Origin of the sequence: Methylotenera mobilis 13, from assembly GCF_000384255.1 — a bacterium.
In the GTDB taxonomy this organism is placed as follows: Bacteria; Pseudomonadota; Gammaproteobacteria; order Burkholderiales; family Methylophilaceae; genus Methylotenera; species Methylotenera mobilis_B.
Genome location: NZ_KB913035.1, coordinates 2,256,410 through 2,270,620, shown reverse-complemented (window position 1 = coordinate 2,270,620; position 14,211 = coordinate 2,256,410). Strand labels below are relative to the sequence as shown.

General features: G+C 42.2%; 14 protein-coding genes. 10 read left to right on the top strand and 4 right to left on the bottom strand.

Translation table 11 applies throughout. The features are described from left to right. Window positions 1-79: 79 nt before the first annotated feature. Window positions 80-1,312 carry an exodeoxyribonuclease VII large subunit gene (gene xseA, locus A391_RS0110750; protein ID WP_019899308.1) on the bottom strand — a complete coding sequence of 411 codons (1,233 nt, stop codon included), beginning with the start codon at window positions 1,310-1,312 and terminating at the stop codon, window positions 80-82. Window positions 1,313-1,365: 53 nt separating this feature from the next. Here xseA and A391_RS0110745 point away from each other — a divergent pair, with 53 nt between their 5' ends. The 6 genes from A391_RS0110745 (at window position 1,366) to A391_RS0110720 (ending at window position 6,342) form a co-directional block, all read left to right on the top strand. Further along, entirely contained in the window at window positions 1,366-1,878 is a 513-nt protein-coding gene (locus tag A391_RS0110745; RefSeq protein WP_029144131.1) for a disulfide bond formation protein B, read from the top strand. 45 nt (window positions 1,879-1,923) lie between these two features. Continuing rightward, window positions 1,924-2,811, top strand: coding sequence for a cysteine synthase CysM (gene cysM / locus A391_RS0110740; RefSeq protein WP_019899305.1), 888 nt, complete (start codon window positions 1,924-1,926; stop codon window positions 2,809-2,811). 12 nt (window positions 2,812-2,823) lie between these two features. Next, window positions 2,824-4,647, top strand: coding sequence for a hypothetical protein (locus A391_RS0110735; protein WP_019899304.1), 1,824 nt, complete (start codon window positions 2,824-2,826; stop codon window positions 4,645-4,647). Window positions 4,648-4,812: 165 nt separating this feature from the next. Then, entirely contained in the window at window positions 4,813-4,989 is a 177-nt protein-coding gene (locus A391_RS14515) for a hypothetical protein (protein WP_019899303.1), read from the top strand. Between the two features lie 112 nt (window positions 4,990-5,101). After that, window positions 5,102-5,518: a YdbL family protein gene (locus A391_RS0110725; protein WP_019899301.1), complete on the top strand. Its 417-nt coding sequence runs from the start codon at window positions 5,102-5,104 to the stop codon at window positions 5,516-5,518. 50 nt (window positions 5,519-5,568) lie between these two features. Continuing rightward, window positions 5,569-6,342: a 3'-5' exonuclease gene (locus tag A391_RS0110720; RefSeq protein WP_019899299.1), complete on the top strand. Its 774-nt coding sequence runs from the start codon at window positions 5,569-5,571 to the stop codon at window positions 6,340-6,342. A gap of 51 nt (window positions 6,343-6,393) precedes the next feature. On the opposite strand, the gene A391_RS0110715 is transcribed toward A391_RS0110720, so the two are convergent. Both A391_RS0110715 and A391_RS0110710 read right to left on the bottom strand, forming a co-directional pair. Next, the gene (locus tag A391_RS0110715) at window positions 6,394-7,470 is read right to left on the bottom strand and encodes a M48 family metallopeptidase (RefSeq protein ID WP_019899298.1); all 1,077 of its coding nucleotides are present in this window, start codon (window positions 7,468-7,470) and stop codon (window positions 6,394-6,396) included. 90 nt (window positions 7,471-7,560) lie between these two features. Next, entirely contained in the window at window positions 7,561-8,007 is a 447-nt protein-coding gene (locus tag A391_RS0110710; RefSeq protein ID WP_019899297.1) for a hypothetical protein, read from the bottom strand. Between the two features lie 112 nt (window positions 8,008-8,119). On the opposite strand from A391_RS0110710, the gene rlmD reads away from it, so the two are divergent. Then, window positions 8,120-9,511 carry a 23S rRNA (uracil(1939)-C(5))-methyltransferase RlmD gene (gene rlmD / locus A391_RS0110705; RefSeq protein ID WP_019899296.1) on the top strand — a complete coding sequence of 464 codons (1,392 nt, stop codon included), beginning with the start codon at window positions 8,120-8,122 and terminating at the stop codon, window positions 9,509-9,511. Between the two features lie 135 nt (window positions 9,512-9,646). Then, window positions 9,647-10,351: an OmpW/AlkL family protein gene (locus A391_RS0110700; RefSeq protein ID WP_019899295.1), complete on the top strand. Its 705-nt coding sequence runs from the start codon at window positions 9,647-9,649 to the stop codon at window positions 10,349-10,351. A gap of 427 nt (window positions 10,352-10,778) precedes the next feature. On the opposite strand, the gene hemN is transcribed toward A391_RS0110700, so the two are convergent. Beyond that, window positions 10,779-12,227 (bottom strand): oxygen-independent coproporphyrinogen III oxidase, encoded by a 1,449-nt coding sequence (hemN, locus tag A391_RS0110695; protein ID WP_019899294.1) that lies wholly within the window; start codon window positions 12,225-12,227, stop codon window positions 10,779-10,781. 300 nt (window positions 12,228-12,527) lie between these two features. On the opposite strand from hemN, the gene fnr reads away from it, so the two are divergent. Continuing rightward, window positions 12,528-13,259 carry a fumarate/nitrate reduction transcriptional regulator Fnr gene (gene fnr, locus A391_RS0110690; protein ID WP_019899293.1) on the top strand — a complete coding sequence of 244 codons (732 nt, stop codon included), beginning with the start codon at window positions 12,528-12,530 and terminating at the stop codon, window positions 13,257-13,259. Window positions 13,260-13,350: 91 nt separating this feature from the next. Continuing rightward, entirely contained in the window at window positions 13,351-14,199 is an 849-nt protein-coding gene (locus tag A391_RS0110685; protein ID WP_019899292.1) for a radical SAM protein, read from the top strand. Window positions 14,200-14,211 lie beyond the last annotated feature (12 nt).

Here is a 14,211-nt window from a genome sequence, read left to right as displayed (position 1 = left end):
TATCGCTAAATTCTGGCGAAAATTTATAACGCACATGGGTGAAACTTTGTGCGTTTATACTATGTATTGAACAAGTAGTTTACTCATTCCTAATAGCATTAACCGTTGCATCCGCGGAGCCAATACCTAAGGTTAGTGTCACTTCATCTCCACTTTTTAATTGTGATGCAGCGCTGATGACTCCCCCAGATTTAGTTTGCACTAAGGCATAACCTCTAGTAAGTACCGCTTTAGGATTTAAATGTTGCAGATTCTGCTGTAGACGTAATAAAGTTTGTTGTTTGCTTCGCAAATGTTGATGGATGCTGTTATTTAAACGGTAAGCTATTTGTGTGACTTGGGCTTTTTGTTGTGCTATTTGTTGCGCTGGCGAGATTAATCTGCGTGCTAAATAGTCCAGTGCTTGATTTTTCTGGTTAAGCAAAAATTGCATGTTTTTTGTTAGTTGTAATTTTAACTGATTGATACGGTTAAGCATGTCGCTGCGTGAGGGCGTTGCAAGCTCGGCAGCCGCTGTTGGCGTTGCTGCACGAATATCCGCCACAAAGTCACAAATGGTGAAATCTGTTTCATGGCCAACCCCACTAATGGTTGGAATTGTGCAGCCTGCAATGGCACGTGCGACCACTTCTTCATTAAATTGCCATAAATCCTCAATACTGCCACCCCCGCGACAAATAATCAGTACGTCGCATTCTGCCCGCTCATTGGCGGTGTTGATGGCATTGGCGATGAGTTGAGCAACGCCTTTGCCTTGCACTGGGGTAGGGTAGATAATAATCGGGATATTAGGCATGCGGCGTTTGAGCGTGGCCAGCACGTCTCTTAATGCGGCGGCATCAGCTGAGGTTACAATCCCAATTTGTTGAGGGTTTTTAGGAATCGCACGTTTGATATTCGTATCAAACAAGCCTTCACTGCTGAGTTTTCTTTTAAGTTTTTCAAATGCTTCAAACAAAGCACCTAAGCCAGCACGCTGTACAAACTCTACGGTAAGCTGAAAGTCACCCCGTGCTTCATATAAGGTAACAGTACAACGAGCTTCAATTTTATCGCCTTCGCGCGGCGTAAAGTCTACATAGCTGTTGCGACCTTTAAACATCACACAGCGCACCTGTGCGCCTGCATCTTTTAATGAGAAATACCAATGCCCACTCGCTGCGCGTGTAAAGTTGGATACCTCACCTGATACCCAAAACAGAGGGAAGCTTTGCTCAAGAATATTTTTTGCCAAACGATTCAGCTCGCTAACAGTCAGTACTTTAGTATTGAGTGCGTTTTCCTGAGATAAATTTGTAGCGAAGTCAGTCAAAATGGGCTTAATCCGTTAAAATGATTTTTTAAGATTATATCGTGATGGACAACATGCTAAATAAAATTCTTATAGGTCGCACAGGTTATTTACTCGGTTTTGTCGGATGCTTTGGATTGGTTGGGCTGGCATTGTGGATACAGACACAATACGGTCTGGAGCCATGTCCTTTGTGTATCTCACAGCGTATTGTGTTTATGTCTTTAGGCGTACTGTTCTTGTTAGCAGCGTTGTTGCCTAAGTGCTTAAAGCTACAGTCGCTATTGCAAGTGATTACGGCATTGGGCGGCGCAGGTGTTGCTGTGCGTCATTGGTGGATACAAGCACATAAAGACGAAATGATTGCAGACTGCGGTGTGGGTTTTGATTATATGTTTGAGAACTTTCCCTTAGAAAAAGCATTGACGCTGGTTTTTAAAGGCACTGGCGATTGCGCCGCCATTGATTGGACATTTTTAGGGTTGACCATTCCACAAATGTCGCTGATTGCATTTATCGGTTTTGGGCTATATGCAGTGTTTTTAGCAAAGTTAAACAGTAATAAAAAGCTAGCTACCAAAAAATAACTGCAATGAATCATCAATAACATCAAAAGTTAGAGAAATTATTTAATGTATAAAACGATAGACGACTTTGTTGGCAATACTCCGTTAGTTAAGTTGCAACGAATGGCTGGCAATACCACTAACACTATTTTATTGAAACTTGAGGGTAACAATCCAGCTGGTTCAGTGAAAGATAGACCTGCCTATTCGATGATTACGCGTGCAGAAGCCCGTGGGGATATTAAGCCTGGTGACACCTTAATTGAGGCAACGAGCGGTAACACTGGTATTGCGCTTGCAATGGTTGCTGCAATGCGTGGCTATAAAATGGTGTTGGTGATGCCTGAGAACCAAAGCATAGAGCGTCGCCAAAGTATGAAAGCGTATGGTGCAGAGTTAGTGCTAACACCCAAGGATGGCAGTATGGAGTTAGCTCGCGATGTTGCCATGAAAATGCAGGCAGAAGGTGAGGGCATTGTGCTGGACCAGTTTGGTAATGCTGATAACCCCTTAGCACATTATGAAGGCACAGGCCCTGAGATATGGCGTGATACTGAGGGTAAAGTAACACACTTTGTATCTAGTATGGGGACGACAGGTACGATTATGGGTACCTCGCGTTTTTTGAAAGAGCAAAATCCTGATATCAAAATTGTAGGGGTGCAACCTGAAGAGGGTGCACAAATCCCTGGTATTCGTAAATGGCCAGAAGAATACATGCCTAAAATTTACAATGCTAACGCGGTAGATGAATTGATTTATGTAGGTCAGAAAGATGCAGAAAATACAACACGCAAGTTAGCCACCATGGAAGGAATATTTGCAGGTATTTCATCTGGAGGTGCTTTATATGCGGCCTTGCAATTATCTAAGCGAGTAGAGAATGCTGTGATTGTTAGCATTGTGTGTGACCGAGGTGATCGCTACCTTTCTACTGGTGTTTACCCATCGTAACTTAATCGTTAGATGAACGCTCTAAGCCGCCTTGTTAGTTTCCTTTGTTTAGGTTGTTATAGCGTTTTTGCACAGGCGGTTTCTGAAATTTCCATCAGCGCAGCACATGTTGAGCATGCGATGGGAGATGCAAAAAATATCGCCTTAAAAGTTAGCCTTAATCAGCCTAAACCTACGGTCACTTTGCATGCTGCGTTAAAGCCTGCAAAGGCTGATGCACAGAGTAAACCTGAAGATTGGGTGCAGTTTGATTTAACTTGTGATCTACCCAAAAGTCTTAATACAGTAGAAGCGCGTTGCATCAATGGACGATTAAAAGGTAAACGTGTGGATTTGCCTTTTAATTTAGAAATCAATCGCTTATTTACTCATCATCAGTTGGATTTAAATGCGGTTTTTAATTTAAAAAACGGGAGTTTTAGTGATGAGGCGGGATTGCATGCAGCAGAAAAGCTGAATGGCACGCTTAGTATTGCGCTAAAGCAGGAAGCACAAGGTTGGCAATGGCAAACCTCTTTGGATTGGCAAGCTGGCGAAGTGTTTTGGCAGCCGTTTTATATAGAAAGTGGCGGCCATACTGTAGCGGCTAACGGCATCCTGAAAGATGACTTGCTGCATGTTAACCATGCGCATTTGAAAATTAATCGGGTGGGCGAGTTAGACCTAGACGGGGTGATACGCCTAAGTGATGCTAAATTACTTGATTTAAACGCCACGCTCCCTAAACTAAATCTAAGTGCAGCTTATCCTTTGCTGTTTAAGCCATTGTTAGGCAACACTGCTTTCAATAACGCCACGATTGAAGGTGATGCAGCCTTGGCGCTTAAAATGAAAAATGCAGAGTTACAGTCATTTGCATTGAAACTCAATCATGTCGATATTGTTGATATCAACAATAAATTTGCGTTTTATCAGCTAAATGCCAATATTCCATGGAGCTATGAGGCGTCTAACCCTGTTCAGTTAAGTTATGACCACGGAAGCTTACTCAACTTACCTTTAGGCAAAACTGAGATGAATGCTGAGGTAAATCGTTTTTCGTTGACGTCGCCTAATATCCGGTTGCCGTTGCTGGATGGCGCCTTGAGTTTATCTAATGTATCCGCAGCACGTATCCGTGATGAGTGGTATTGGCATCTCAGTGCAAAATTAGAACCGATATCGATGTCAGACTTTACAGCACAGCTCAAGTTGCCGCGTATGTTAGGTAAAGCCTCTGCTGAAATTCCCCTAGTGACGTATAGCGGTGGCATATTGACCACGGATGGTAGTGTGGTGCTGAATGTGTTTAACGGTACAGCAACAGTAACCCAGCTGACGATGGATACCCCATTGGGAATCGCCCCAAAGCTAAATGCAGAAATTGCTCTCAGGAATCTGGATTTAGGTGAGCTGACGAGAACATTCTCGTTTGGCGCGATTGAAGGTAAGTTAGATGGTGATATTAAAGCCTTAGCGCTACAGAACTGGAAGCCCGTGACCTTTGATGCCATGTTGCAAAGCAGCCCAGGCAAATACCCGAAAAAGATATCACAACGTGCGGTAGAAAATATTTCGGCTTTAGGCGGCAGTGGCGCAGCGGCAGCTGTACAACGCAGTTTTTTGCGATTTTTTGAGCAATTTAATTATGGGAAAATGGGATTAAGCTGTCGATTGCGCAACGATATTTGTGAAATGGGCGGCATTGAGTCAACCGCACATGGGTATATCATCGTTAAAGGAAGTGGTATCCCTGCCATTACAGTGATGGGGTACAATCAAACAGTAGGCTGGAGTGAGCTATTAGCGCGGGTGAAGCGTGTGACTGATGGCAATAGTAAGGCTGTAATTAAGTAATTTATTAAGTTAAATAGGTCTGGCGCTTTAGTAATCGCTAGTGCGAGGTGAATTCTGGGCTTCGTTTAATTTAAGTCTGGCAGTGTTTAATTACTCACTAGGATTTATAGTTTTCTAGTTTTTATTCGTTTTAAAGTAACACATTAAATCATAAAGGATTTAGTAATGAAAAATTGGTCGATCGCTTTGGTGTTGGCATGCGCCTTACCTGCTTGTGTCACTATTAATATTTATTTTCCCGCAGCTGCGGCAGAAAAAGCCGCAGACAAAATTATTGATGATGTATGGCAACTTAAAAATGGTGCAGAGAAACCAAGCACTAATACGGTAGAGCCTCAGTAATATCTAGAGCCTTAGTAGGTTTTAGAGCCTGTAGTCAGTTGCAGATTAGCTTTAAAAACTCACTTTAAACATGAGTTTAAGCAAAATAAATAATCCAGTTAAAGGAATGATCATGAAAAAAATGTTATTCAGTTTGTTGTTAATAGGCGCAATGTTTGCAAGTCAGATGGTGGTTGCAGCGGCAGACCTAGAAGTTAACACGCCAGCGATTTCAGCCATTAAGGGCAGTATGCAATCTCGCCACGCACAGCTTGCGCCACATTATGCAAGCGGGGCTGTTGGCTTAACCAAAGACGGTATGGTTGCTGTACGTGACGCTAACGCAGTGCCGTTAAAAGATCGGGCTTCACTCAATGGCGTAGTAACTGCTGAAAATGCAGACCGTGCCAAGCTTTATAAAGAAATTGCCACAGCCAATGGTCATCCAGAGTGGCAGGCTGAAATTCAAAGCACTTTTGCAACCCGTTGGATTGATAAAGCACAAGGTGGATGGTGGGTGCAGGGTGCAGGTGGTTGGACAAAAAAATAGTTGAGATTCATTTACTCCGCGTCTCCTGAGATTTTAATAAAGCCCTAACCATGACCCCTACTTTAGTTTTTGATATTGAAACCATTCCAGATACAGATGGTTTGCGTACTTTACTAGACTTACCTGTGAACACCTCTGATGAAGATGTTGCCAATATTGCCCTACATCAACGGCGCCAGCAAAATGGTACCGAGTTTTTGCCGCTACACCAGCACAGAATCTGCGCTATTTCATGTGCGCTGCGTGAAGGTAAGCAGTTTAAAGTATGGACGCTAGGCGACCCAGATTCATCTGAGGCTGAAATTATCCAGCGTTTTTTTGATGGGATAGAAAAGTACACTCCACAGATTATCTCTTGGAATGGAAGTGGGTTTGATTTGCCTGTGCTGCATTATCGCGGGCTAATCCATGGGATTAACGCGAGCCGTTATTGGGATTTAGGTGAAGACGACAAGGAGTTTAAGTGGAACAACTATATTAGCCGTTATCACAGCCGTCATTTAGATTTGATGGATGTGATGGCGATGTTTAATGCGCGTGCCAATGCGCCATTAGATGATTTGGCCAAGCTGTGTGGTTTTCCTGGGAAGTTAGGGATGGACGGCAGTAAAGTGTGGGATGCTTACAAGGCAGGACAGATTGCGGAAATTAGAGATTATTGTGAAACAGACGTAGCTAATACGCATCTGGTTTACTTGAGATTCCAACTGATGCGCGGCCACTTGACACCTGAGGCTTACGAAGCAGAAATTAATTTAGTGCGGGATACTTTATCAGGCTATACCGCGCCGCATTGGACAGAGTTCCTTGCGGCGTGGAAATAGCGCATGATGGGAAAGTGCAATAAGCAAACTGGCTGTTTTTTAACTCAGGACCTATTTCTTTAACTCAGGATTCAGCGGAGCCCCTTTTTCAAGCTTCCCTTTAATTTCTTTTACGGTTTCTTCAATCGCGACAAACCGCTCAGGTGTTGTAGGATGAGAGGATTTTGTGGTGATTGCTTGTGAGTTATTAATCGCCATTCTTCTCCAAAAGCCAGCAGCGTTGTCGATATTAAAGCCAGCTTTTTGCATGACATATAAGCCAACATAGTCGGCTTCTTGTTCAAACTCAACAGAATATGCATTGCCAGCAATACCAGCGCCCAATCTGCTAAAGTCACCATTTGTGTTAACGCCAGCAGTGGCTGCGGCTATATCCAGTAATAAGCCAAATATTCCACCAGCGGTAGCGTTCTTCTTTTTTGCATCGATATGATGCATTGCGTTGTGTGCAAGTTCATGGCTAACGACTAGTGCCATCTCTTCATCAGTTTTAAAGAAGTCCATTAGCCCCTTATAAACCACAATATTTTTACCATCCGCATAAGCATTTTTAGTGTCGTCTGGCGCTAGATGTACTTGAAAATCACAGGATTTTACTGGTGTGATAGATACTTTATGTTCTTTACCATCCCTTAATACTGACATTTCTACAGGGGATAGACTCTTCGCTTGTTCTGCTAGTTTTTGTGCTAATTGCTTATCTGCCTCTTTGCCAATCGGTACTAGCCAGTGATTGATTGACACTAAAATATCGCCTTCTTTTAGCGCTGCTTTTTCAGCAGGAGATTTTTCAACGACATGCAGAATCTTAAAACGCTCATCTAAATTAAATTTAGACTTAGTGACCTCTTTCCAAGCGGGTTTAAAACCATCTTGATTCCAGTAGTTAAATCCATAATAGCCAGCAGTTTTATCACCGCATAAGTCGCTGCCATTAGTAATAATTCGTGAAGAAACATTTTGTAGTTTCTTATAGTTACTCATGTAATCTTCAACTACAAGTTCTTGTTGTTTCTTCGCCTCAGCGTTGGTGGTTTCGTTATTAATATTAGGTGTGCGAGTTTGTGGTGCCGCGCATGCAGCAAGAAGTAAGGTTACGATGAACAGTGGTGATTTGGTCAGCAGCACGTTGATTTCCTGATGGTTTTTATTGATTTTTTTGATAAAGAAGTTTAATTTTTGTTTTGCCTAGCAGTCAACAATCACGATGTTGTTTGATTAAAGTGTTTCTTCAGGCATGTTGCTTGGGTTTGCTTCTTTCCAGTTAAGAATGACTTTCTGATTGTTATTAGCCTCAATCGTTAATTTATAACGCAGCTTTTCACCATTGTTCGTTGCCAGAATCGTATAAGTCCCTACTGGTAAATTGACGTATAGCATTGGTTTAGCATTCTTTAGTCTAAAGACTAACTCATTCTGAGCATTGTAAATATTGACGTTAATCGCAGTAGCCGAGTGCCCATCTTCACCTTCTGAGAATATTAAGTTTAGCGTGAATTTTTTTGCATGTGCCCGCATTTCAACCACTTCTTCATGACCAATGCCGCCTGTTAGATACTGAATGCCATTTTTTGTGGTGCGAGATTGTTGTTCGGCTGCATAGACCACTTGAAATAGAGCTATCCCAATGAAAGCAATTGAGACAAAAAAGTTTTTTATATTCATGAGAAAAGTCATTTCTTATTGTTGAGGTTTGGTTGAAATTAATGTGTTGATATCCAGTTTATCAAAATAAGATAATTTCCTCTAATACAAGCTCTGCGGTAAAATTTAACCTATGAGAAAAAGACGAAGTAAAGCACAAGCTGAAAATATACCGGCCCCAATTTTAACGGCTGTGATTGAATCATTAGACCAAGAGGGTCGTGGTGTTACCCATTATGAAGGTAAAACGATTTTTGTTGACGGCGCATTGCCAGGTGAAAAGGTTACTTTTCAGTCGCACCGGATTAAACCGAGCTATGAAGTGGCTAACGTGGTGGAGGTGTTAAAACAGTCCAATCAACGCGTCACGCCAAAATGTCCGCATTTTGGTCTGTGTGGCGGGTGTAAACTGCAGCATTTAGATTTTGCAGCGCAGGTAGCAACAAAGCAGCGTTTGCTAGAGAGTGATTTGTGGCATATCGGCAAAGTAAAAGCTGAAAATATGTTACCTCCACTTTATGGGCCTACTTGGGGTTATCGCCATAAGGCGCGCCTAAGTGTTAAGTATGTAGAGAAAAAGCAGCGTGTATTGGTTGGATTTAACGAAAAATCAACGCGCTTTGTGGCGGACATGAATAGCTGTGAAGTCTTGGTACCAGAAGTTTCTGTGCTGATTGCACCACTACAGGATTTGATAGTCCAGCTAAGTATTCGAGATAAGTTACCTCAAATCGAATTAGCGGTGGGTGAGCCTGATGCTACTGAGCCAAATGACAGTGTGCAAGCTGGTAAGTCTGTCATTGTTTTGATTCTGCGGATTATGGGGCCGTTAACAGCGCAAGATGAAGTTCTACTCAAAGCATTTGCCGATGATCATGGGGTTCAGGTTTGGACGCAAACCAAAGGGCCAGATACCATTAAGCCTTTTTACCCTTTAAATGGCTCTGTACTCAGTTACAGTCTGCCAGAGTTTGATTTGAAGTACCCATTTAAACCTAATGAGTTTACACAAGTTAACCCGCAAATTAATCAGGTGATGATTCGGCGCGCAATGCAATTACTTTCGCCTAAGGCTGGCGAAAAAATTGCCGATTTTTTCTGTGGCATTGGTAATTTCACATTGCCTATCGCACGCAGTGGTGCGCAGGTGTTGGGTCTAGAAGGGCTAGCAAACTTAGTTGACCGTGCAAACGAAAGCGCACAGTTAAATGAAATTAATCACGTCAAATTTGGCGTGGCTGATTTGTTTAAAATGACACCTGAATCCTTAACTGGCCTAGGGCGTTTTAATAAATGGTTGGTTGATCCACCACGTGATGGGGCGTTTGAGTTGGTTAAATCACTAGATGCTAACAATCAGCCTGAGTCTATCGTATATGTTTCTTGTAACCCTGCCACGCTAGCACGTGATGCTGGTGTGTTAGTAAATGAAAAAGGTTATCAGTTAAAGGCTGCCGGTGTGATTAATATGTTTCCACATACTTCTCATGTCGAGTCTATTGCATTATTCACGCTGAATCACTAGTTGTTGTAAAAAAGCAACATCTTAAATTTAGCATGGCTTCACTTGATGCAAATCAAATTGCATCTGAAATTAGCTCAATATAATTCGTCCATCGAATTTGCATTAGTTAATTTATTTTTAAGTGGAGAGTGAAAAATGAATAAGTCAGTATTAGTGTTGGCAATCGCTGCAGCTTTTGCCCCAATGTTAGCGCAAGCTGAAGCGGGTGATTGGGTAGTACGTGCGCGTGCTGTCAATGTTAGCCCAAATGAAGATAGCCGTTTAGGCACGAAAACTAATCAAGCTAGTCTCGGTACTGTTTTATCTCCTGGTGCAGAGTTAACTGTTAGTGACAAAGTAATTCCTGAGTTAGATATCTCTTACTACATCACAAAAAACATTGCAGCAGAATTGATTTTGGCTTTAGGTACACGCCATAACGTTAGTATTGAAGATGATTCAGCAGGTGCGGTAGGCAACCAAGACTTAGGAAGCGTTAATCTTTTGCCACCTACATTAACTTTGCAATGGCACTTTAATCCAGACCAAATGATTGACCCATACGTAGGTGCTGGTATTAATTATACGAATATGCTTGACAAGAAATTAAAATTTTCTAGCGGTGCTCGTGCTGGCAACTCAATCAAAATTGATTCAGATAGCTGGGGTTACGCATTGCAAGCTGGTGTTGATATTAACTTGAAAGACGGTTGGTTAATTAATGCTGATGTTAAATATGTAACGATAGATACGGATGTTAAAGCTAGACTGGGCGCTAATAATACTGGTGCTTGGGAAAAAATTGACTCACTAGATATCAATCCATGGGTTGTCGGTATCGGTATTGGTAAAAAATTCTAATTGCTAATTTTGCAATGCGTTAAAACAATAACAATTTAATCAAAGATTTTAAGGCTCCACATTTGCCCCTGTTGTCCTAGAAGCAGGGGCTTTTTTTATCTATATTTTATGCAGATTGGTTTTCAATTAAGCCTCTGTGGGTTGTGTGAAACTTAATCTAGTCGCAACTATGCCTAGTACTAAAATTAAATTGTCCAATTAATACTAGAGCGGCGTTAACGCATCATGGAGGCTACTTGGCTTGATGTGGCGTTGATATTAAATTAAGTTGTGTTTGTCGTGGGCAATGATTAGTCATTGATGCTATGTTTAACTGGTGAGCAGGCAGCCACGCTGAGAATATAAGGACTTACTGGTGCTCGGATGCACTTAATCAGCATCCATTGCAAATTAAGTACAAGTGGCGTGTTAGTGCTTAAGTTGTCGTTTAGATGATTTTAGAAAATCGTGCACGATTGCGATCGGTTTGTAGATAGCGATCAAAAATCATGCCTACCGCACGGACAAAGAACCAGCCAAAATCGGTGACTTGCAGGCCTGATTTTTCTAAGATAATCATGCCGGTTTTTTCTAGCTCTTTAAGTGATTCTAGCTCTGAGGCAAAGTATTCTTTAAAGTTAATCATGTAAGCAAGCTCAATAGATTCATATTGCAACTCACCTTGGCACATAATTGCCATAATCACGGCACGGCGTACAAGGTCATCCCTTGTTAATGCTAAGCCACGTACGATTGGGAATCGACCTTGATTAAGAAAGTCGTAATATTCTTCTAGTGTTTTAGCGTTTTGACTATAAGTTGCCCCCACACGACCAATAGCAGAAACGCCTAGGCTAATTAAGTCACAATCTGGTTGTGTGCTATAGCCTTGGAAGTTGCGATGTAGTCGGCCTTGACGTTTGGCGATGGCTAGCGCGTCTGTAGGTAGGGCAAAGTGGTCCATGCCTACATACACATAACCTGCGTTAAGGAATGTAGAAATCGCGTTGGAAAGCATCGCAATTTTTGCTGATGCGGCTGGTAGCTCGTAAGCATCAATTCTGCGTTGAGGTTTGAAGCGCTCTGGCAGGTGTGCATACGCATATAGTGCGATTCTTTCAGGTCTCAGTTCCACAATTTGCGATAAAGTTTTTGAGAATGATTCTGGTGATTGCTTAGGTAATCCGTAAATCAAATCCACGTTGACTGAATCAAACTTGAAGCGCCGTGCGGCTTCCACTAACGAGAATACTTGTTCTGCAGGCTGAATGCGATGCACTGCTTTTTGTACCTCTGGATCAAAGTCTTGAACACCAAAACTGAGGCGGTTAAATCCAAGTGATGCTAAATGCTCCAAGCGTTGTTCGTTAACCGTGCGTGGGTCAACCTCTATCGAGTATTCTCCATGAGGCGCCAACACAAAGCTACGACGTATCATTGCCATCAATTCGCTTAACTCGTCATCGCTGAAGAATGTGGGTGAGCCACCACCCAGGTGTAATTGTGAGATGGTTTGACCAGCCCCTAAGTGCTCAACGTGCAAATCAATCTCACGACTTAGATACCTTAAGTATTCGGCGCTACGTTCGTGATGTTTAGTGACGATTTTGTTGCAAGCGCAGAAAAAGCAGAGTGACTCACAAAATGGGATATGTACATAAATAGATAAAGGTAGTGTTAAGCCACCAATACGACGTTGCGCTAAGGTTTGCTTATAAGACTCTTCAGTAAATGCTTCAACAAATCGATCTGCCGTTGGGTAGGAGGTGTATCTAGGCCCTGAAACGTCAAATTTTTGTAAGGTTTCTGGTGTGAGCGTCGGTGCGATACTTTTTTCTTCAACCTTAGTGTTACTTGGTTGATGACTAGGAAAGTTGATTGTATTGTTGGCAACCATAATTGTGACTCCTAAACCGTTTGGTTTATCCTGTAAATATAAAATACACTCTGTAATATGGCGACATCTTCCTAGCTTAAGCTAGGTTTTTGGTGTAGTTCGCCTAGCTACAGAGCATCATTATTGTTATTTCCAATATCTAAAATTACAGGGCAAACTACAGGACTCTACTTTGCCACTGTTGCCACAAAAGAACTTTGATACACATCAAAAGATAATTATGAATAATGATTATTTAATTCACTGGCGGCAAACTGCTGAAAGCGGTATCCTTATTAAAATCGTATCAATGGGCACATCATGCAACCTGTTTTAAATCCAGAAGCCATTAAAGTCGCTTGCTCAAACTGTAATCTGCGCGAGCTTTGTATGCCTGTCGGTTTTAACGTCGACGAAATGAAAAGACTTGATGAAGTCGTTGAAAAGCGCCGCCGCGTGAAACAGGGGGAGCTACTATTTAATAGTGGAGATACCTTTACTTCTCTCTATGCAATTCGTACTGGCTTTTTTAAAACCTGTGTGACCAGCGAGGATGGCAGAGAGCAAGTAACTGGCTTCCAAATGGCCGGTGAAATCATTGGTATGGATGGTATTGTCAGTGACCGCCATAACTGTAATGCTGTGGCATTGGAAGACGCAGAAGTTTGCGTCATGCCTTTTGCAACAGTGGAAGACCTTTCCCGTGAATTACCTGCATTACAAAGACACGTACATAAAATTATGAGCCGTGAAATTGTGCGTGAAAATAGTGTGATGATGTTGTTAGGTAATATGCGCGCTGAAGAGCGTTTAGCTGCATTCTTGCTGAATCTTTTGCAGCGCTTGCATGCCAGAGGCTTATCTCAGTCTGAATTGGTATTAAGGATGACGCGCGAAGAAATCGGGAGCTATCTCGGTCTTAAATTAGAAACAGTCAGTCGCGCTTTTTCTAAGTTTAGCGAAGAAGGTATTATTGAGGTAAAACAGCGTTACGTTAAAATATTGGCACCAGAGGCGTTAAAAAAAATATTCAATCCACAAACTTACTTTTAGTGGATAGCTCTAGAGTTTTACACATTTTAATGGCGTATTTTCACGTCAACCTACGACTTAAAATCTAAGACTTAAAAGTAATAATTCCTGCATGACCACAAAAATTCATCTTACCACTACAGACCATAACCGAGATGTAATCGGGCTTAAGTATATTTATCCAGTGATTTCACGGCGTGCTGGTGGTGTGTCTGTTGGCATTAATCTTAATGTCAATAACGCGTGTAATTGGCGTTGTATCTATTGCAATGTGCCTAATCTTACTAGAGGATCGCCTCCCGCTATTGAGTTAGATGTCCTAGAGCAAGAGTTGCGAGCGTTTCTTCATGACGTGTTGCATGGTGATTTTATGCAACAGCACGTGAATGAAGAGGATCGTCAGCTTAAAGACATTGCATTTTCAGGTAATGGTGAGCCAACCAGTGCAAAAGAGTTTCCACAAGTGCTGACACTAGTAGAACAGGTATTGCGTGATTTTGACCTACTTGGAAAGATTAAAGTCAGGCTTATCACCAATGGGAGCTTGATGGATAAACCCTTGGTACTTGAGAGCATGAAGCATCTGGCAAAGCTGAATGGCGAGGTTTGGTTTAAAGTAGATGGTGGCTCTAAGGATGCGATTGCACGTGTGAACGATGTGAATTTAAATCCAGAGAGTCATCTACAACGCTTAAGACAGTGTGCGATCGCTTGCCCAACCTATATACAAACCTGCATGTTTTCCTTAGATGGATTGCCGCCAAGTGACGCTGATATCAATGATTACCTTACTCTGGTTAGTCAAGCAAAGGATGTCATTAAAGGTGTGCATCTTTATGGGCTTGCACGTCGCTCAGAGCAAGTTGAAGTGGATAGATTGTCACGCTTACCTGCTGAGTGGCTTGAAGCAATGGGGCAGCGTATTCGCGCGCATGGTATCACTGTGCATATTAGCCCATGATGATGTTGCTTG